This is a genomic window from Paraburkholderia sp. BL17N1 (assembly GCF_003634175.1).
Lineage (GTDB): Bacteria > Pseudomonadota > Gammaproteobacteria > Burkholderiales > Burkholderiaceae > Paraburkholderia.
Map to the genome: position 1 here is coordinate 306,312 of NZ_RBIW01000002.1, position 16,642 is coordinate 322,953.

The 16,642-nt window shown below is 62.4% G+C and carries 21 protein-coding genes; 8 read left to right on the forward strand and 13 right to left on the reverse strand.

The genetic code is table 11. The features are described 5' to 3' along the window. Nucleotides 1-10: 10 nt before the first annotated feature. The 4 genes from B0G82_RS21245 to B0G82_RS21260 form a co-directional block, all read right to left on the reverse strand. Nucleotides 11-793 carry an SDR family NAD(P)-dependent oxidoreductase gene (locus B0G82_RS21245; RefSeq protein ID WP_121308935.1) on the reverse strand — a complete coding sequence of 261 codons (783 nt, stop codon included), beginning with the start codon at nt 791-793 and terminating at the stop codon, nt 11-13. A 45-nt stretch (nt 794-838) separates the two neighbouring features. Further along, nucleotides 839-2,017 carry an L-rhamnonate dehydratase gene (gene rhmD, locus B0G82_RS21250; RefSeq protein WP_012427543.1) on the reverse strand — a complete coding sequence of 393 codons (1,179 nt, stop codon included), beginning with the start codon at nt 2,015-2,017 and terminating at the stop codon, nt 839-841. Nucleotides 2,018-2,053: 36 nt separating this feature from the next. Beyond that, entirely contained in the window at nt 2,054-3,382 is a 1,329-nt protein-coding gene (locus B0G82_RS21255; RefSeq protein ID WP_121308936.1) for an MFS transporter, read from the reverse strand. Between the two features lie 95 nt (nt 3,383-3,477). After that, nucleotides 3,478-4,230, reverse strand: coding sequence for an SDR family NAD(P)-dependent oxidoreductase (locus tag B0G82_RS21260; protein ID WP_121308937.1), 753 nt, complete (start codon nt 4,228-4,230; stop codon nt 3,478-3,480). 404 nt (nt 4,231-4,634) lie between these two features. Here B0G82_RS21260 and B0G82_RS21265 point away from each other — a divergent pair, with 404 nt between their 5' ends. Continuing rightward, nucleotides 4,635-4,844 carry a hypothetical protein gene (locus B0G82_RS21265; protein WP_106277534.1) on the forward strand — a complete coding sequence of 70 codons (210 nt, stop codon included), beginning with the start codon at nt 4,635-4,637 and terminating at the stop codon, nt 4,842-4,844. Nucleotides 4,845-4,960: 116 nt separating this feature from the next. Then, nucleotides 4,961-5,659, forward strand: a complete 699-nt coding sequence (locus B0G82_RS21270) for an SDR family NAD(P)-dependent oxidoreductase (RefSeq protein WP_121308938.1) — start codon at nt 4,961-4,963, stop codon at nt 5,657-5,659. A gap of 19 nt (nt 5,660-5,678) precedes the next feature. Here B0G82_RS21270 and lhpH read toward each other — a convergent pair whose 3' ends face one another. From lhpH to B0G82_RS21295, 5 genes are all read right to left on the reverse strand, one after another. After that, nucleotides 5,679-6,686 carry a trans-3-hydroxy-L-proline dehydratase gene (lhpH, locus tag B0G82_RS21275; RefSeq protein ID WP_121308939.1) on the reverse strand — a complete coding sequence of 336 codons (1,008 nt, stop codon included), beginning with the start codon at nt 6,684-6,686 and terminating at the stop codon, nt 5,679-5,681. Nucleotides 6,687-6,723: 37 nt separating this feature from the next. Next, complete coding sequence (locus tag B0G82_RS21280; RefSeq protein ID WP_121308940.1) at nt 6,724-7,845, reverse strand: branched-chain amino acid ABC transporter substrate-binding protein; 1,122 nt, start codon at nt 7,843-7,845, stop codon at nt 6,724-6,726. A gap of 125 nt (nt 7,846-7,970) precedes the next feature. Next, nucleotides 7,971-8,681: a lysophospholipid acyltransferase family protein gene (locus B0G82_RS21285; RefSeq protein ID WP_121308941.1), complete on the reverse strand. Its 711-nt coding sequence runs from the start codon at nt 8,679-8,681 to the stop codon at nt 7,971-7,973. A gap of 189 nt (nt 8,682-8,870) precedes the next feature. Beyond that, a complete protein-coding gene (locus B0G82_RS21290) occupies nt 8,871-9,308 on the reverse strand; it encodes a lysozyme inhibitor LprI family protein (protein ID WP_241974776.1) in 438 nt (145 codons plus the stop codon). Next, entirely contained in the window at nt 9,309-10,556 is a 1,248-nt protein-coding gene (locus B0G82_RS21295) for an MFS transporter (RefSeq protein ID WP_121308942.1), read from the reverse strand. A gap of 381 nt (nt 10,557-10,937) precedes the next feature. Between B0G82_RS21295 and B0G82_RS21300 the strand changes: the two genes are divergently transcribed. Further along, nucleotides 10,938-11,210, forward strand: a complete 273-nt coding sequence (locus tag B0G82_RS21300; protein ID WP_121308943.1) for a hypothetical protein — start codon at nt 10,938-10,940, stop codon at nt 11,208-11,210. A gap of 60 nt (nt 11,211-11,270) precedes the next feature. Here B0G82_RS21300 and B0G82_RS21305 read toward each other — a convergent pair whose 3' ends face one another. Beyond that, complete coding sequence (locus B0G82_RS21305) at nt 11,271-11,585, reverse strand: hypothetical protein (RefSeq protein WP_121308944.1); 315 nt, start codon at nt 11,583-11,585, stop codon at nt 11,271-11,273. Between the two features lie 436 nt (nt 11,586-12,021). On the opposite strand from B0G82_RS21305, the gene B0G82_RS39475 reads away from it, so the two are divergent. Beyond that, nucleotides 12,022-12,207 (forward strand): hypothetical protein, encoded by a 186-nt coding sequence (locus B0G82_RS39475; protein ID WP_147308707.1) that lies wholly within the window; start codon nt 12,022-12,024, stop codon nt 12,205-12,207. 150 nt (nt 12,208-12,357) lie between these two features. Then, nucleotides 12,358-12,684: an H-NS family nucleoid-associated regulatory protein gene (locus B0G82_RS21310; RefSeq protein ID WP_106277518.1), complete on the forward strand. Its 327-nt coding sequence runs from the start codon at nt 12,358-12,360 to the stop codon at nt 12,682-12,684. Nucleotides 12,685-12,896: 212 nt separating this feature from the next. On the opposite strand, the gene B0G82_RS21315 is transcribed toward B0G82_RS21310, so the two are convergent. Further along, the gene (locus tag B0G82_RS21315; RefSeq protein ID WP_106277516.1) at nt 12,897-13,418 is read right to left on the reverse strand and encodes a low molecular weight phosphatase family protein; all 522 of its coding nucleotides are present in this window, start codon (nt 13,416-13,418) and stop codon (nt 12,897-12,899) included. Nucleotides 13,419-13,642: 224 nt separating this feature from the next. Continuing rightward, nucleotides 13,643-13,843: a hypothetical protein gene (locus tag B0G82_RS21320; RefSeq protein WP_121308945.1), complete on the reverse strand. Its 201-nt coding sequence runs from the start codon at nt 13,841-13,843 to the stop codon at nt 13,643-13,645. Nucleotides 13,844-13,964: 121 nt separating this feature from the next. On the opposite strand from B0G82_RS21320, the gene B0G82_RS40155 reads away from it, so the two are divergent. Further along, on the forward strand, nt 13,965-14,183 hold the full coding sequence (locus B0G82_RS40155) for a hypothetical protein (protein WP_199730154.1): 219 nt from the start codon (nt 13,965-13,967) through the stop codon (nt 14,181-14,183). A gap of 4 nt (nt 14,184-14,187) precedes the next feature. On the opposite strand, the gene B0G82_RS21330 is transcribed toward B0G82_RS40155, so the two are convergent. Next, nucleotides 14,188-14,865 (reverse strand): J domain-containing protein, encoded by a 678-nt coding sequence (locus B0G82_RS21330; protein ID WP_121308946.1) that lies wholly within the window; start codon nt 14,863-14,865, stop codon nt 14,188-14,190. A gap of 461 nt (nt 14,866-15,326) precedes the next feature. Here B0G82_RS21330 and B0G82_RS21335 point away from each other — a divergent pair, with 461 nt between their 5' ends. Together B0G82_RS21335 and B0G82_RS21340 are read left to right on the forward strand one after the other, a co-directional pair. Then, the gene (locus B0G82_RS21335) at nt 15,327-15,989 is read left to right on the forward strand and encodes an NAD(P)H-dependent oxidoreductase (RefSeq protein WP_116120609.1); all 663 of its coding nucleotides are present in this window, start codon (nt 15,327-15,329) and stop codon (nt 15,987-15,989) included. Between the two features lie 322 nt (nt 15,990-16,311). Then, a complete protein-coding gene (locus B0G82_RS21340; RefSeq protein WP_106277508.1) occupies nt 16,312-16,527 on the forward strand; it encodes a transcriptional regulator in 216 nt (71 codons plus the stop codon). The last annotated feature ends 115 nt before the right edge of the window (nt 16,528-16,642 follow it).

Genomic DNA, 16,642 nt, shown 5'->3' on the forward strand with positions numbered 1-16,642 from the left:
CATCGGCGCGTTACTGCAGGTTGACGAAGAGACCACCGTCCACCAGCAACGCCGCGCCCGTCACATAGCGTGCGCGGTCGGAAGCGAGGAACGTCACGCAATCGGCGACATCTTCCGGCCGGCCCAGTCTGCCGAGCGGAATGCGCTTTTCGAAGTAGGCTTTTTTGGCTTCGTCGGCGAGGTCTTGCGCATTCAGGTCGGTTGCGATGGTGCCCGGCATCACCGAGTTGCAGCGAATGCCGAACGGTCCCAAAGCCACCGCGCAGGATTGCATCAGCGAATGCACGCCTGCCTTGGTCGGCGTGTAATGCGTTTGCATGCCGCCACCCACCAGCGCGCTGATCGAACTCGTCGCCACGATCGCGCCGCCGGTGCCCTGCAGCTTCATCTGTTGCGCGGCGGCTTGCGTGACGTAGAACGCGCCGTTCAGATTGACCGCCACCGTGGACTCCAGCACTTCCGGCGGCATGTCGAGAAACGCGTGGAACGGACAGATGCCGGCGTTGCTGGCCAGTACGTCGACCTTGCCGAAGGCTTCGACCGTATGACGCACCAGTTGCTGACCGGTTTCGCGCGCGGCGACGTTGCCCTCGATTGCAATCACGCGCTGACCCAGCGCCTCGATTTCACCGACCACTTCCGCGACGGCGGAACGGCGGCCATACGATGCGTCGTTATCGCCCCAGTAGTTGATCGCCACGTCCGCGCCTTCGCGTGCGCATGCAACCGCAATTGCGCGGCCGATGCCACGCGAGCCGCCGGTGACGATCACGGCCTTGTCCTTGAGCAGCACGTCATTCTCCTTTTATGCTTCCACCTTGCGACGGGTTACGCGCAATCACCGCGGATAAGGCCGCACCAACGCGCATTCCGGATTCAGCCGCACGCCGAATCCCGGTGTGTCCGGCACCTTCATGCGCCCATTGACCGGCACCGGTTCGTCGAGCAGCAGCGGTGTGAACATCGGCACGACCTCGTCGGCCTTCGGTGCCATCATCAGAAATTCGGCGAACGGGGAGTTATGCCGCGTGACCACGAAGTGATAGCTATACACCGACGAACCGTGCGGCACCACCATCACATTGTGCGCGTCGGCGAGCGCGGAGATCTTGATCAATTCGGTAATGCCGCCGCACCAGCCGACATCCGGCTGAATCAGGTCGCAGCATTGCATTTCCAGCAGCATGCGAAAGCCCCAGCGCGTCGCTTCGTGTTCACCGGTCGACACCATCATGCCGCGTGGCACGTTGCGGCGCAGTTCGGCGTAACCCCAGTAGTCGTCAGGCGGCAGGCATTCTTCGATCCATTTCAGGCCGTATTCGTGCGCCGCCTGCGCGAGCCGTGTGGCATACGGCACGTCGAGGCTCATCCAGCAGTCGTACATCAGCCAGAAGTCGTCGCCGACGCGGCTGCGCATGTCCGCGAGTTTCTCCAGATTCTGCTTGAGGCCCGCTTCGCCTTCAGCCGGACCATGCTGCAACGGCAGCTTGCCGCCGATGAACCCCATCTCCTTCGCGAGATCGGGCCGCGCGCCGGTTGCATAGAACACGAGCTCGTCGCGCACCGGACCTCCCAATAGCTGATACACCGGCTCCTTGCGCACCTTCGCGAGCAGATCCCACAACGCGAGATCGACGCCCGAGATCGTATTCAGCACCACGCCTTTGCGACCGTAGTACAACGTGGAGAAGTACATCTGATCCCACATCTTCTCGATGTCGGTCACGAGTTGGCCTTCGAGAAAACGCGCGAGATGTTTCTCGACGATGAACGCGCCGATCTCGCCGCCCGTGGTCACCGCGAAACCGACGGTGCCGTCGCTTGCTTCGATCTCCACCACGAGCGTGCCCAGCACATTGATACCAAACGACTGGCGGCTCTGGCGATACTCCGGATAACGCGCCATCGGCGTGGAAATGTGATCGTCGATCCAGTGTCCGCCGGGTTGGTCGTGATAATCCGCGCCGCCGCCGCGAACAATGAAGGCACGCACGTGCCGGATGGTTGGCATGGCCATGAATGGGGCTCCGTTATGAGTGCGTCGAGCGCGCGCCTAGCGGGCGCGATGCAGTAAGGTTTCGAAAGTGGTGTGCGGCTGCGCCGGATCGCGGCGCAACAGCGTGCCGATCAGCAGCGCGGCGAGCAGACTCGACACGCCCAGCACGACCAGTCCCGCCGACGTCGACGAAAACGCGCGCTCCGCCGCGGTGCGCAGGCTCGGCGCGAAGAAGCCGCCGAGTCCGCCGAGCGAATTGATCAAGGCGATGCCGCCCGCCGCGGCCGCGCCTGTGAGGTAACGCGTGGGAAAGGTCCAGAAGAGCGGCTGCGCCGCGATGAAACCGCTCGCCGCGCAACACAGCGCGAGCAGGCCGAACAGCGGGCTATGCACCAGTCCCGACACGCCGATGCCGAGCCCGGCGACGATCAGCAACGCCACCGCCCAACGCCGATGCTCACCCGTGCGATCCGCGCGCCGCGGCACGTACCAGGTCACGGCCAGCGCGCACAACCACGGCAACGCGGCGACGAGTCCCACCCGTAAACCGACCGTCGTGCCGAGGAACGCCGCCACCTGTTGCGGCAGATAGAAAATCACGCCGTACACGCTCATCTGGATCAGCAGATAGATCGCCGACAGCAGCAACACCCGCCGATCCACCAGCGCGGCGAGAATGCGATGCGGACCGTGGGCGGACGCGAGCAGCGCATCGTCGTCGAGCGCCGCGCGCAAGCTTGCGCGCTCTTGCGGATCGAGCCAGCGCGCGTCTTCGGGACGATTGTCGAGATACCAGAAGGCCCACACGCCCACCACCGAAGCCAGCACGCCTTCCACCAGAAAGAGCCATTGCCAGCCGGTCAGGCCAAGTGCGCCGTGCAATTCGAGCAGCGAGCCCGACAACGGGCTGCCGAAAATAAACGCCAGCGGCGCACCGAAATAAAACACGCCCACCGCGCGCCCCCGGGCTGATTGCGGAAACCAGTGCGTGAGGTAATAGATCACGCCGGGAAAGAAACCGGCCTCGGCGACGCCGAGCAGAAACCGCAGCGTATAGAACGCCGTGGGCGTATGCGCGAGGCACATGGCCGCCGATACGAGCCCCCATGTCACCATGATCCGGCACATCCACGCACGCGCGCCGACCCGATGCAGCAGCAGATTGCTCGGGACTTCGAACAATGCATAGCCGACGAAAAACACGCCCGCACCGAACGCAAACGCGGCATTCGACAGACCCGTATCATGCTGCAAGGCCTTTTGCGCGAAACCGATATTGGCGCGATCGAGAAACGCCAGCACGTACATCAGCAGCAGAAAAGGCAGCAGCCGTCGCATGACCTTGCTGTTGATCGCTTCGAGTGAAACGGGCGCATGTGTTTTCATGTCGTCTCCTTCGCAGAGCGCGCGCGATCCGCGGCGCTGCGTTTTCTTATCGTGTGTACCGTGCCGAGTTCAGGCGCGCGTCACGCCTCGGCGCCTCAGTACGTTGCGCGCCCGCCGGACAGATCGAATACCGAACCGGTGCTGAACGCACAGTCCTCGGACGAGAGCCACAGAATCAGCGACGCCGCTTCTTCGGGCATCAGAAAGCGGTTCATCGGGATCTTCGAGAGCATGTAGTCGATGTGCTGCTGCGACATCGAGTCGAAGATTTCGGTTTTGGCCGCGGCCGGCGTGACGGCATTGACGAGAATGTTTTTCGTCGCGAGCTCTTTGCCGAGGGATTTGGTCAGGCCGATAAGGCCTGCCTTGGAGGCGCTGTAATGCGAGGCGTTCGGGTTGCCTTCCTTGCCGGCCACCGACGCGATATTGACGATCCGGCCATAGCCCTGCTTGAGCATTTGCGGCACGACCGCACGGCAGGTGAGGTACGGGCCGATCAGGTTGACGTCGATTACGCGGCGCCAGACGTCGGGTTCCAGCTCCCACGTGGTGCCGTTGCCGCCGGTGATGCCGGCGCAATTGATCAGCACGTCGATCGCGCCGTGATCGGCGACGGTTTGCGCCACGGCCTGCGCGACGGCGGCTTCCTGCGTGAGTTCGACGCAGACCGCCGTGACTTTGCCCAGTTCGCTCAGCTCACGCTGGCTGCGTGCGAGGCGTTCGGCGTCCACGTCCCATAGCGCGACGGACGCGCCCGAGTTCAGCGCCCGTTGCGCCACCGCGTAGCCGATGCCACGCGCGCCGCCGGTAATGGCGACGACGCGCCCCTCCAGATCGATTCGATTCATCGCTGTGCTCCTGTGGCAGGCCTGAGCGGCTCGCCATTGTGTTGTTGTGTGCTGGCTGGTTGTGGTGTCAGTGCGCTGGTGCGCTTGCGCTGACGGTTCAGCCAATATACGAGCGGTGCGATGCGCTAACAATTCGAGTATTGGAGGGGGTGATAACAAAAGTGGATCGAAAGAGACCGCGAATGTGCCGGCTGCAATGCCATGCTGGTGCAGCGCATTTGCGCTCAAACGCTTCAAAGACGCCCCATTCAACCCCTTTTACTTTATTTTTTTTGCGCTTGCACAACCGCTCCGTCGCGTTCGATACTGGTTTAACCCGGCTTCTCTGCTGCGGGTGCAACAGTCATCGCCCGCCCCATGCGGGCTCCTCACCTGAACGATGGATGCGAACGTCAGGAGGCGCCATGGAAGTCTGCGATGGATGCTCCGATATCGACGGCCTGCCGGTCGATGTGCAACGGCAGGAAAACCTCACGCTAATCGGTGTCGCGGAGTGCAATGGCACGCTCGTGCTGGAGCACTATCGCTGCGACAAATGCCGGGCCGTGATCGCCAGACAATTCACGGGCGACTCCCACGAACGGATCTGGAGCGTCATCGAAACGGCTCATTGAGCCGTCGGCTCGGCCATCCTCAACGTCAGTGCAATTCACGGCGAGCGCCTACAATCAGCAAGGCATGACGCGGCACACCCACGCCGCGACGCTTCCCTGTTGATTCCGGAGGAACCATGAGTCGAACTGAGACTGCATTGATTGTCGGCGCGGGCAAGGGCTTGAGCGCCTCGCTCGCGCGTCTGTTCGCGGCGGAGGGCATGCAGGTCGCGCTCGCCGCCCGCGACACCGGCAAGCTGACGGAGCTGGTCGACGAGACGGGCGCTCTGCCCGTGGCTTGCGACGCCAGTCAACCGGATCAGGTCACTGCCCTCTTCGAGCGCGTGGAGAAAGCATTCGGCGCCCCCGATCTCGTGGTCTACAACGCGAGCGGCCGCTATCGCGCGCCACTCGAAACCATCGAGCCACAGAAGCTCGAAGACGCCTTCAAGATCACCGCCCTCGGCGGCTTTCTCGTCGCCCAGGCCGCGGCGGTGCGCATGTTGGCGCGCGGCCACGGCACCGTCCTGCTGACCGGCGCAACGGCCAGCGTGAAAGGACTGCCCGGCTCGACACCGTTCGCCATGGGCAAATTTGCGCTACGAGGCATGGCCCAATGCATGGCGCGCGAGCTTGCGCCGAAGAATATTCACGTCGCGCATTTCGTGATCGACGGCGGAATTGCCAGCGGTGCAAGAGGTTCGGAAGACGGCGATGCCGACGACAAATGGCTGGACCCCGACGCGATTGCCAGGGAGTACCTTCACATTCATCGTCAACACCGCAGCGCGTGGACGTGGGAAGTCGAACTCCGCCCGTGGGTCGAGCGGTTCTAGACGCCGTGGCTCGCCCGGCCTACCGAACGAGAAACCCGTAGGTAAGCGGATCCCGCTCGTCGATGATCCAGGTCGCGAAGCCGCAGACAAAAGCATTGCCTTCGACTTCCGGAATGACGGCCTTGAAATCACCCACCGTCGTTTCGCTCAAGACGCGCCCTTTGAACACGGTGCCGATAATGGATTCGTTCACCAGAGTGTCGTCCTTGCCCAGTTTCCCACGCAAATAAAGCTGCGCGACGCGGCCTCCCGTTCCGGAGCCGGTCGGCGAACGGTCCACCTCACGATCAGCGAACACACAGCAGTTGGCTTGCGTCGACCCTTCATGCCGCGGCGCATTCGCGATGATGGTGCCGTAGATGTGGTTGATCTCGGGAATGTAGGGATGCTCGACAGGAAACGCCTTATTGGCCGCCTGCTTGACTTCAGCGCCGAAGCGGATGAGTTCTTCCACCGACGACTCCCGCACCGCGAGACCATGCGGCTCGCCGTCGGTGTAGAAGTAGAACGCGCCGCCGAACGCGATATCGCCCGTCACCGAGCCGAACGACGGCGTCTCGACGGTCACGTCCTGCTTCCAGATAAACGACGGCACGTTGACGAAGCGAACGTTGCCGGCATGCTCGCCATCCCACTTCACGAATGCTTCGATGAACCCGCATGGCGCGTCGATGCCGATGCGCGTTTCGGGTACTTCACGCTGAACCCAACCCAGTTCGACCGCCGCCGTCGAAAGCGCGATGACACCGTGACCGCAATGGTCGCTATACCCTTCGTTGTGAAGGAAGATGATGCCGAAGTCGGCATTGGGGCTGACCGGTTCCGTCAGATACCCGCCGTACATATCGGCATGCCCACGCGGTTCGAACATCAAGGCCCGGCGGATATCGTCGGCGTTTTCCTTCAGCCATGCGCGCCGCTTGACGATCGTGTCGCCGGGCAAACGCGGCAGACCGCTGGTGACAATGCGAAATGCCTCGCCGCCCGTGTGAACTTCAACGGTCTGGATGGTGCGTGAAATTTTCATATCTGCGTCGTGAAGTGGATGGGCCAAGCCGGCTGCGTTACTGACCGTAAGGCGTAGGCAAGCCGTTCTTGATGACGTACACGGTGGTCGGCGCGCCCTTCAGGTCGCCGTACTCGTCGAACGAATAGGTGCCCGCGACGCCCTTATAGTTTTCCTTCGCGAGCTGCGCGGTCAGCCTGGCCTTGTCCGTGGTCGTGCCCGCCTTCACCATCGCGTCGGCCAGCAACTTGACGCCATCGTAATAGCTCACGGCGTAGACCTGCGTATCGATGTTGTAGGCCGCCTTGTACTTCTGCAGGAACTCGCGGCCGGCCGCGGTTTTCTCCAACGCAATGCCGCCCTGTGCGCAATAGACGATCGAGGCCGCGTCGCCCGCCACCTTGCCCATGTCGGCCGAGCAGATGCCGTCGCCGCCAAGCAGCTTCGCGCGGAGTCCGCGCTGGCGCATCTGTTTAGCCATCGGCGCGCCCTGCGCCGCGTAGCCGCCGAAGAAAATCACGTCGGGATTTTTGGCCTTGATGGTCGTCAGAATGCCGAGGAAATCCGTTGCCGACGAGTTGGTGAACTCCTGCTGGATAATCTGGATGCCGTTCGCTTTGGCAACTTTCATGAACTGCTCGGCGACGCCTTGACCATACGCCGTGCGGTCGTCGATGACAGCGGCCGTTTTGGCCTTCAACGTCTTGGCGGCGAACTGTCCCATCGTGCCGCCGAGTTGCTCATCGCTCGCGCCGATCCGGAAAATGTTCTTGAAGCCCTGCTTCGTCAGCGCCGGGTTCGACGCGACCGGCAGCATCGGCACATTGCCCGTGTTGTAGACGCGCGAGGCCGGGATCGCCACGCCCGAGTTGTACGGTCCGACCACGGCGACCACGCCGCTGTCGACCAGTTTCTGCGCGACTTGCACGCCGATTTTCGGATCCGCCTGGTCGTCTTCCGAGTCCAGTTTAAAGGTGACCTTCTGGCCCGCGACGGTGACGCCCGACTTGTTCAGCTCGTCGATGGCGAGCCGTGCGCCGTTCTCGTTGTCCTTGCCGTTCGGCGCCTGCGGACCGGTGAGCGGCGCCGAATGACCGATGGTTACTACAACCTGGGCACTCGCGGACAGGGTGAATCCAGCGGCCATCAATGCGGCCGCAGTCATTGCAAGACATCGCATACCGGACTCCGATTGGACTAGGGAGCAATCACCATATGCTCAAATGGGTTCCAGTTCAATCGAGCGGTACGCCAGGCTAGGGCACCGCAAACGATCCGCCGCGCCGCATGCGGGCTCGACTATCGTCAAAGCCGCAGCAGTTCGTTTTTCATCCACTCGTGGACCGCGTGACTCAATTCCTGCTGTGTCATGTCCTGCGGAGACAGCGGCGGCCCGACCACCACGCGGATATGCCCGCGGCCCTCGGGCCAGCCTTTTGTCGGCCAGACCTTGCCCGCATTGAGGACCACGGGAACGGCCGGCACGCCGGTCGCGCACGCTAGCCGAACGCCGCCGGACGTCATCCGCAACGGCGCATCGTGCGCGACCCGGGTGCCTTCCGGGAAAATGACGACGACATCGCCCTTGGCCAGCCGCTCCGCGCTTTCCTTCGTGACAGCCTGGTGAGCCTGTCGAGCGGAGCCGCGGTTCAGGCTGACCATGTCGAGGCCACGCAACACCCAGCCGAAGAAGGGGATGCGCAGAAGCTCTTCCTTGAACACGAAACTGACGCGGCGCGGAAAAATCGCGAGAAACGCGAGCGTTTCCCACGTCGATTCATGACGCGAGAGGATGATCGCCGGACCGTCGGGAAGGTTGTCGAGCCCGTCTATCGAACATGAGACGCCGGGTAGCCAACGCATGACGAAAACCAGCGCGCGACACCATTGCCTGGCCAGCCAGTACCGGCCGCCGCGTCCGACGAAGGGAAACAGCAGCAGGATGATGATCGAATACAGCGTGCCGCTACCGAGGAGGTAGACGATAAAAAGCCATTTGGTGAAAGTTGAGCGCATCGGGACCTGAATCGGGGGGTAAGCAGCGGAAGATTTTCATGGTAACGCGTTGAGACGGCGACGTGAGCGATACGTTCGGTCGCGCGCGGAAGAGGCGCGTCTGGCACTTCCGCTGCTCACTGATGGATCGATCGGCTTGCCTTCGCCGCTCTTTATCCCGCATCCGTTTCTGGAACACACGCAGCGCACTCAGAACGGTCCGCGACTCGCGAGGTTGGCGTACTCGTCCTTGAGCGTTCCGATGCGCCGGCGGTACGCGTTGAGCAAGCACGACTGATTAGCGCCGCAGCCTTTTCTGGACTTCAGCCACGCCTGCTGCTCATCCTGCATGTCGCCCCGCGCGCCCATCGCAACCAGGCCCGTCAGCATCTGGTAACGCACGGCCATTTCGACGTCCATCTCACTCAGTTGCCGTGACGCGCAGATGGCCTTTTCATCCGGCAATCGTGCCCGGCCGCAGTCGAAGCTGGCCGCGAATGCGGAAGCAGAACCGAGCATGGCCATCGCGAACAGCGCCCACCGCAAGTGACGTTTGATTACTTGATTGCGTTGTCGATTGATCACGCTTCTGCGTTGTGGTTGAACTGCCGTGAGCACGGTCTGAACAATTGAACCGATACCCGGCAATTATTCCGTACACGCCGGGCAAGCCACCGCTTTATCGGCGACCTTCTGTTCGCCGCGGCCGAAGCTCGCCAGCGCGGCAAGCCCCAGCAACGCGAGGCCGCTACCGAGCAGAAAGTCGGCGGAAATCCCCACATGGTCGACCACCACGCCGCCCACCAGCGACCCCAACGCAATTGCCACCTGAATGATGCTCACGAACAATGCCGAGCCGGCTTCGGGCGAATCCGGCGTGGCGCGTTGAATCCAGATGCTGAAACACAGCGGCAAGGCGCCAAAGGAAATGCCCCACGCAAGCACCAGTGCGACGACGCCGATCGTCGAATGCTGGAGTAGAGGCAGCAACACCAGGGCGAACATTAACAGCGAAACCATCGCGCCGACCGACACTTTCAGGTTGCGCGTCACCGTCGACGAAACCGCGAAGTTCGAGAAGAACCCGATAATGCCGAAGCCAAGCAGCAGCCACGTGATGGTCGACATGTCCAGATTCGCGTTATGCAACAGGAAAGGCGTGATGTACGTGTACGAAGAAAAATGCGCGCCGAAAGCGAGCGCCACCATCAGCATGCTGCGGCGTGGATGCGGCCGGCGCAGCAGCGCCACCAGATCGCGCAGACGCAGCGCGGCGGTCGACGGCAGGGACGGCACAAAGAAAAACTGCGCGACCAGCGCCACCGCCACTAACACGCCGGTCGCCATGAACGACACGCGCCATGACGCGAAGCTCGCGATGAACGTGCCGAGCGGCACGCCGATCACCGTTGCGCACGTCACGCCGGTGAGAATCGTGGCCATGGCGCGCGCCGAATCCTTGGGCTTCACGAGACGCCCCGACGCCGCCGTGGCCAGCGTCCAGAATCCGCCCAGCGCGGCGCCGAGCAACGCGCGCCCGAGCAGCATGCAGAGAAAATTCGGCGCAAAAGCGGAGATCAGATTCGACGCCAGCAGCAGAGCCGTCAGCAAAAGAAACACTCGCCGGCGATCCATGCGCCCCGCCACCAGCATCAGACCGGGCGCTGAAATGGCCGCGATGACGCCGGGGACGGTGACCATCAGGCCGGCGGTGCCGGGCAACACGCCCAGGTCCGCGGCGACGCGCGGCAGCAGTCCGACCGGCAGGAACTCCGTCGTCACGAAAGCGAAAGCGCCGATGGCGACAGCCATGACAGCCAGCCATGAACGCAGGGACGACGATGCGCCATCGTCCAGCGAGGCCGTGCTCGCCGGCAGATTGTCTTCGATCAACATAGTATTGTTCGCAAGTGTATTAACAACGGGTGAGATTGGAGCGGCCGCACCGCGCTAATCCATTCGCAAAGCGCCCGGCACGATTAAAAAAGCAGGCCATATGGGCCTGCTTGCCGGAAGTAACGCGATTGCAGTCTGGAGAATCAGCGGGTGAAAACCCGAATAGACCACACCATAACATCGTATTAACTCGCTCGCTGACCGCTCCGAAAAATCGCGGTTGGGCGTGGGGTTATTCGCGCGGATTTCGCGCTCGACTCCCTGCGCGACCATCACGCGGCAGGCGCTGCGAAGCGCGAGCGTCACCTGGGCACAGCGTTTGCTGAAGCGCACGTCAGCGTTTTTAACACTCGCTCATCTCACATAAAGAGGACGACGCCCATGCTTACCACCCGCCCTTGCACCGCCACTTGCGTGATCGACGGCATGCCGCTCACCGTCACCTTCTATCCGGACAACGGCGTGCTGCGTATCGCGGACTCGTTGGGGGCGTGCATCAAGGAAACGCGCTGGCATGCCTCGTGGCGCGCACTGCTGGACGAATTGCGCGGATTCACCGAGGACGCCGCAGTGCAAGGACAAAGTTTCAACACGATGATGGGCCGCTTCAGCGAGCGCGCCGGTCATCCGCTAAACACAATGGTGCTCGCATAACCGCAGTTGACGGGAATACGGTGCTCGTCAACGCGCACCGCATTCCCAAAGACCGACCGGTCATTGACCAAAATAGATTCTGCATTGCGGCGCGGAAGACATGCAGGGCTGATTTTGCGGACCTCCCGCCTGCGATTGCCCCCCGGCTACGCCGCCGTACGAGACGTTCTGCACCGGCTGGGCGCCAGGCATGCCCTGCCCCGAGTCGCTGAACGACATGTCGGTTGTCGCTTGCGCCGATTCGTTCGCGTTCTGCATCAGCGCGCGGCCCGACACGCCGGCGCCCTGCTGGCTTTCGATGCCCAGCGCGCCCGCTGTTTTCGGCACCAGCAGGAATACGGCGCTGGCGAGCGCCATCCATAGTCGTAGTTTCATGTCCAGACTCCTTGAATCCGGCGCAGCAGTTCTCGTCCTCCAAAGAATTGATCCGCGAAAAAAGTCAGGCTGCCCAATGGGCTGACGGACGAGTCGATGCCGATGCCTACTGCTGCGGCGAGTCATCGAACTAAACGAGTAATGAGTTGCCAGACCTGCAACCGATGTCGGACGCGTTCTCGCGGCTAGCCGGAATCGGTCGCCGCAGGCTGGAAGCACGGATTTTGGCTCCGCTCATTTCTTTATAGCTCGGCCACTCAGGAATTCAATCGCGGAACACCCGGCCCGTTTGCCGCAGCCGAAGTAGTTGGAAAGAAGAGATTTGCACAAAATCACCCAAACCGGTACGTGCTTTGGTCGCGCAGTGCGTTATGATGCTGACATAACGACAATAATCGGCCCCGCGTGAAGTACCGGCGAGAGACGGAGCGTGGAGATGAAACCGGCCTGCCGCAATCAGTGCATCGTCAATACCGTTTTTCCCCTTGTTAGCATGAGGCCTGGCGTGAGTCATACGCTGCCTTCCTTGCCGCACGGCGAAGCGCTTGAATATTCACTGATCGATACCCTTGAATTTGATTGGCGGCCAGGTCAGCCAGATGCTGCACCGCGCTATTTTTGAGCGGCGTTTTCTAAACGCTGCCTTTAGGATTTCCTTCAATCTTAACCACACCGCGGGCCGTCCCCATTCATATGGATCGATGCATTCGCGGATTTGCCTTGCAATCTGTAATTGACAGAACGCCGGACGTTTTAGAAGGACGAATATCTTATGGACGAAAGGAAGCGAGATAGCATGATTGCGTATCTCCGCCATCGCATGGAAGAGTTTGGCATCAAACCAGAAGACCTTGCTGCAGTGCTGGCATCCGAGCCGGCCGCGCAAAAGCCCGGACGCTACCGCAGCGCAACTGGAGATAGCTGGGACGGCCAGGGCGAAATGCCTCAATGGCTCAAACAGGCAATCAGCGCAGGTCAATCCATCGACCACTTTGAATTGTCGGCCGCGCCGGCGCCTGCTCCGCAGCCGAAAAAACGCGTGGACTGGCAGAACGACCCGTTCGCCGGAAGCCCGCTCGCGCGTTCGAACAATCGATAGACCACCGTATCATTCAGCCGCTAGCGTAAAGAAATCGCCCCGCAATTCCTCCGTGGGAAACCGCCGGTTCGGTGCGTTCGCAAGCACGCATGTACCTGTGCCATGCACACATGTGATGCGTTGTCGCGTAAGTCCCACGAAAACCGCGCAATGACTTTTGCCGGCTTTTTGCCGCGTGCTGATTCAGACTGAGGCAGCGCCTGCGCCCCGGTTCACGCGTCGCATGTCGTGACGCGCTGCGTCGATGCGCTCAACGCGGGAATGGTGGCCGTTGCAACAGCGCCGGCCGGCGCCGCGTATTGCGGCAGTTCGATAAACGCGCTCATCTGCCGCACGATTTGCCAGAACACCTTCTCGAACAGGCGTGCACGCTCGGATTCGGCAATGCCGTCGGCGAGCGGATCGGCCAGGGTCCAGGTGCAGGTGGCAGGCTCGCCGGGAAACGCGGGCGCGTGGTGTGCGTCGACGGATTCGTCCAGCGCGACGACGAGGTCCATGCGCGGCGCCCATTCCCCGGTGAATTCCAGCCAGCTTTTCGGACTGAGAATACCGAGGTCCGAGATGCCCGGCCGCAATTGCGCGACCGCGCACGGATGTACCCGCGCGGCCGGTTCCGGACCCGCGCTGAACGCGTCGAACCGGTGTCCCGCCAGTTCCCGCAACAAAGCTTCGGCAATGATGCTGCGTGCTGAATTCTCGCGACAGAGAAACAGCACCCTATATTTTCTGATCACGCTTACCCCGTACCCGTGTCTTTTTGTTTGATTCTGCGTGCAATTCTGCCGGCTCAGTCTTGCGCCCTCGTGACACTACGATGTTCAAATTTGTTGCGCCACGAGAATTTGTACCAGGACTTGCCGACTTACGGGCACCGCGCATCGCGCGTGCGCCGAAGTCTACCAGCGCAAGCGTCAAGCTTTCATTCAGCCTTCGGCAGGAGCAAACCGGGATCGGGCAGTCACACCGAAGCGTCGCTCTCGTGTCGGCCGGACACGATGCGGTTGGCCGCGTCGCTTCCGCCAGATGCCGCGGCGGGCGAAGTATCGAACCTCATGGCCGCGGGCGGTGTGCTGATCGCCTTGACGCCATTGGCGATGCTGGGTGCCGCGACGTAGGGAATAAACGCCGCCACCGCAACGACTACGATGAAAGTGAACATGGCTGTCGTGCCTCCCGGAATTGACCGTGTGGAAGTCAAACGAAGCAGGACCGCGTGGCAATGAGCAAGCGTCGCTCTCGAGGCGGCGTTCGGGCGACGCCGGCGACCCAGGCTGCGGACGTTGTCTTTGATTCTAGAAGTGCGGATTCGAACGCTAAAGCCCGCTCTCTATATCAATTCGGTCTACCTCTATGGTCTTCCGGCCAAGGCGCTATTCGTCACACGGCTGCGGTTGTGCGCCGAAGTATCCGTGGACTGCGGGCTGAACGATGCCTATATCGCCGAACTCGTCGCCGCACTCGCCGCCGAACTCGCACGGATCGCCGGACAACCGGCGTGATGCGTCAAAGCCGCAAGCCGTTGAGAAACTGAAACCAGAGCCCGCTCAGGGCACCGGCTGGATGCGTATCGCCGACGGGTTCCTCGCGCTTGTCCTGATGCGCGCGGTGACCTGGCGAAGCCTGTGCGGCGGCGTCATCTTTCGCTGCGGTGGCCTCGGTCGCGACCGAACTATCGGCACTCTCGGGCGCATCCGCCGCGACCGGCTCGGCTTCGGCCTTCGCCGGTTCGCGCCGCGCGGCCTGCAACGCCGACACGCTGTCCGCGATCTGCGCGGCTCGCCGCGCCTCGCATCGACGCCCGAGCAGCACGCCGAACAGCACATCGCGGTTGTGGCCTTCGTCGGCGAAACGCATGGCGAGCGAGACCATCTCCGCGTACGCGGCTTCATCGGCGGCGCGCGACGCCGCTTCGCGCTCGGCTTGCGCCTTCCGCTGGCGCGCGTGCTGCGCTTCCCAGCCGCGCATCTGCTCGGCGTAGACCGCGTCGTACACCTTGCGCTGCGCGGCGTCGGAGAGGATCGCGTACGCGTCCTTGATTTCCTGGAAGGTGGCGCGCGCAACGTCTTCGGCGCCGCTGTTGCGGTCGGGATGCCACTTCATCGCGGCCTTGCGGTAAGCCCGCTTGATTTCTTCGTCGGTGGCGTGCGTGGGCACGCCGAGGGTGTCATAAAGAGTTGCCATTGCTTGCTCGACCTCGCCGTGTTTTTGGCTTTGCGGACGATCGTAACATGCAGAAAACGGCTTTATCGTGAAGTGGCCAGGCCGCAAACCGCCCGGAGCGCGGATAAAAAAAGGCCCCGCCATGTGCGTGGCGGGGCCGAGTCCCATGTCAAGGAGGTGTCATGGAGGAGACGATTCGATCATAGCCGTGAGTCATCGCGCCCCCAAACAATGCTTCGCCATATGCTTATCCGGCGAGGCTTCAAGTGTTTTGCAGCGCATGCGGCATAGGCTCCGCTACGCCGAAGGCAGGCGCGCCGCCGCTGCGGCAAACGCCGCGCGGTTATATCGTTAGAACATAAAGTCACTTCGTGCGGGGCCCGGCGCTGATTAAGATAACGCTTCAAAGTCCGGTTCGCCCCGGTCCGCCGCGCGCAGCCCCGTGCCGGCGCACCGTGAGCCGCTACCGAAGGAGCATTTCGTTGACCAGTTTCGATCATCATCGCCGGCCGCTCGTTATCGGCATTGGCGGCACGACACGCGCCGCTTCGTCGACCGAGCGCGCGCTCGGCTTCGCGTTGCGCGGCGCGCAGGAAGCCGGCGCGAACACCCGCCTGTTCGGCGGCACCTTCCTGCATAGCTTGCCCCACTACGCGCCGGAACAGGCTCACCGCACGGACGAACAACTCGAACTGATCGAGGCCGTGCGCCATGCGGACGCGCTCGTCATCGCCACGCCCGGCTATCACGGCGGCGTGTCCGGTCTGGTCAAGAACGCGCTCGACACGCTGGAGGAACTGCGCGCCGACGAGCGCCCGTATCTGGATGGCCGCGCGGTGGGCTGTATCGTCACGGCTTATGGCTGGCAGGCCGCGGGCTCGGTGCTGACGTCGTTGCGCTCGATCGTCCACGCGTTGCGCGGCTGGCCCACGCCGTTCGGCGCCGGCATCAATACGCTGGAAACGCGCTTCGATACCGTCGACACCTGCTCCGACGCGAAGGTGGTCGATCAGCTCGCCACCGTTGGCCAGCAGGCCGCGCAATTCGCGCTGGCGTTCAACGCGCACCGCACGGCGGCCGCCGCGCCGCCGGCCGGCAACGCGCTCAAGGAAGCACAACCGGCGCGCCTGCTGCACGCGGTTTAAATCCCCTTCCACTAACGGACCCGCAACGCCGTGGACCCGCCTGGGCGGCCCACGGCGCGGTCGTTCGCGCGAACGTGCGGCACATAACAGACCCGTATCCCGCTACGCCGGATAGTGTGTTCGAACACAGCGAATATGATCCGATCGGGGCTTCTGCACACTTCCCTTCAGATTTGCTTACGACAAAAGATTGGTTCACCCGCTGCGCAGCGCGGCCTAGGCTTGATCCTGCCCGCTGATTTACCGGCCGCGTGACCCTAGGGGTTGCGTCCGAAGTGCCGGCCTTTTCGACGCAAGCGGGGCATAACGACTGCAAAAAATCATGAACGCACATATTCGCTACAAGGGTTATGAAGTTGCACCGGCCGCACAACAATTACCGAACGGCCTGTTCGCCGCCAATCTGACCATCGAGAAAACTTCCGCCAATCACGAGCAGCATTATTCATTCGACGCGCTCGATTATTTCTTCGACGAAGAGCACGCACTGGCTTACGCATTTCGTTGGGGACGCATGTGGATCGATAACCATCAGTAACGTCACCGATCGCGTCTCCGGTTTCATGTACGTTGGGGGCGGCGCCAGCCAGCCTGCGCCGCCAGGCATCGGATTTTGAACGGTTGTGCCAGAATGGGCGACACATCGAGTTCGC

What these genes read in the sequence shown, in the direction of transcription:
- rhmD (WP_012427543.1), bottom strand. Translation starts at nt 2,017, where the DNA reads ATGGCCATGCCAACCATCCGGCACGTGCGTGCCTTCATTGTTCGCGGC.
- B0G82_RS21255 (WP_121308936.1), bottom strand. Translation starts at nt 3,382, where the DNA reads ATGAAAACACATGCGCCCGTTTCACTCGAAGCGATCAACAGCAAGGTC.
- B0G82_RS21260 (WP_121308937.1), bottom strand. Translation starts at nt 4,230, where the DNA reads ATGAATCGAATCGATCTGGAGGGGCGCGTCGTCGCCATTACCGGCGGC.
- B0G82_RS21265 (WP_106277534.1), top strand. Translation starts at nt 4,635, where the DNA reads ATGGAAGTCTGCGATGGATGCTCCGATATCGACGGCCTGCCGGTCGAT.
- B0G82_RS21270 (WP_121308938.1), top strand. Translation starts at nt 4,961, where the DNA reads ATGAGTCGAACTGAGACTGCATTGATTGTCGGCGCGGGCAAGGGCTTG.
- lhpH (WP_121308939.1), bottom strand. Translation starts at nt 6,686, where the DNA reads ATGAAAATTTCACGCACCATCCAGACCGTTGAAGTTCACACGGGCGGC.
- B0G82_RS21280 (WP_121308940.1), bottom strand. Translation starts at nt 7,845, where the DNA reads ATGCGATGTCTTGCAATGACTGCGGCCGCATTGATGGCCGCTGGATTC.
- B0G82_RS21285 (WP_121308941.1), bottom strand. Translation starts at nt 8,681, where the DNA reads ATGCGCTCAACTTTCACCAAATGGCTTTTTATCGTCTACCTCCTCGGT.
- B0G82_RS21295 (WP_121308942.1), bottom strand. Translation starts at nt 10,556, where the DNA reads ATGTTGATCGAAGACAATCTGCCGGCGAGCACGGCCTCGCTGGACGAT.
- B0G82_RS21300 (WP_121308943.1), top strand. Translation starts at nt 10,938, where the DNA reads ATGCTTACCACCCGCCCTTGCACCGCCACTTGCGTGATCGACGGCATG.
- B0G82_RS21305 (WP_121308944.1), bottom strand. Translation starts at nt 11,585, where the DNA reads ATGAAACTACGACTATGGATGGCGCTCGCCAGCGCCGTATTCCTGCTG.
- B0G82_RS39475 (WP_147308707.1), top strand. Translation starts at nt 12,022, where the DNA reads ATGAAACCGGCCTGCCGCAATCAGTGCATCGTCAATACCGTTTTTCCC.
- B0G82_RS21310 (WP_106277518.1), top strand. Translation starts at nt 12,358, where the DNA reads ATGGACGAAAGGAAGCGAGATAGCATGATTGCGTATCTCCGCCATCGC.
- B0G82_RS21320 (WP_121308945.1), bottom strand. Translation starts at nt 13,843, where the DNA reads ATGTTCACTTTCATCGTAGTCGTTGCGGTGGCGGCGTTTATTCCCTAC.
- B0G82_RS21330 (WP_121308946.1), bottom strand. Translation starts at nt 14,865, where the DNA reads ATGGCAACTCTTTATGACACCCTCGGCGTGCCCACGCACGCCACCGAC.
- B0G82_RS21340 (WP_106277508.1), top strand. Translation starts at nt 16,312, where the DNA reads ATGAACGCACATATTCGCTACAAGGGTTATGAAGTTGCACCGGCCGCA.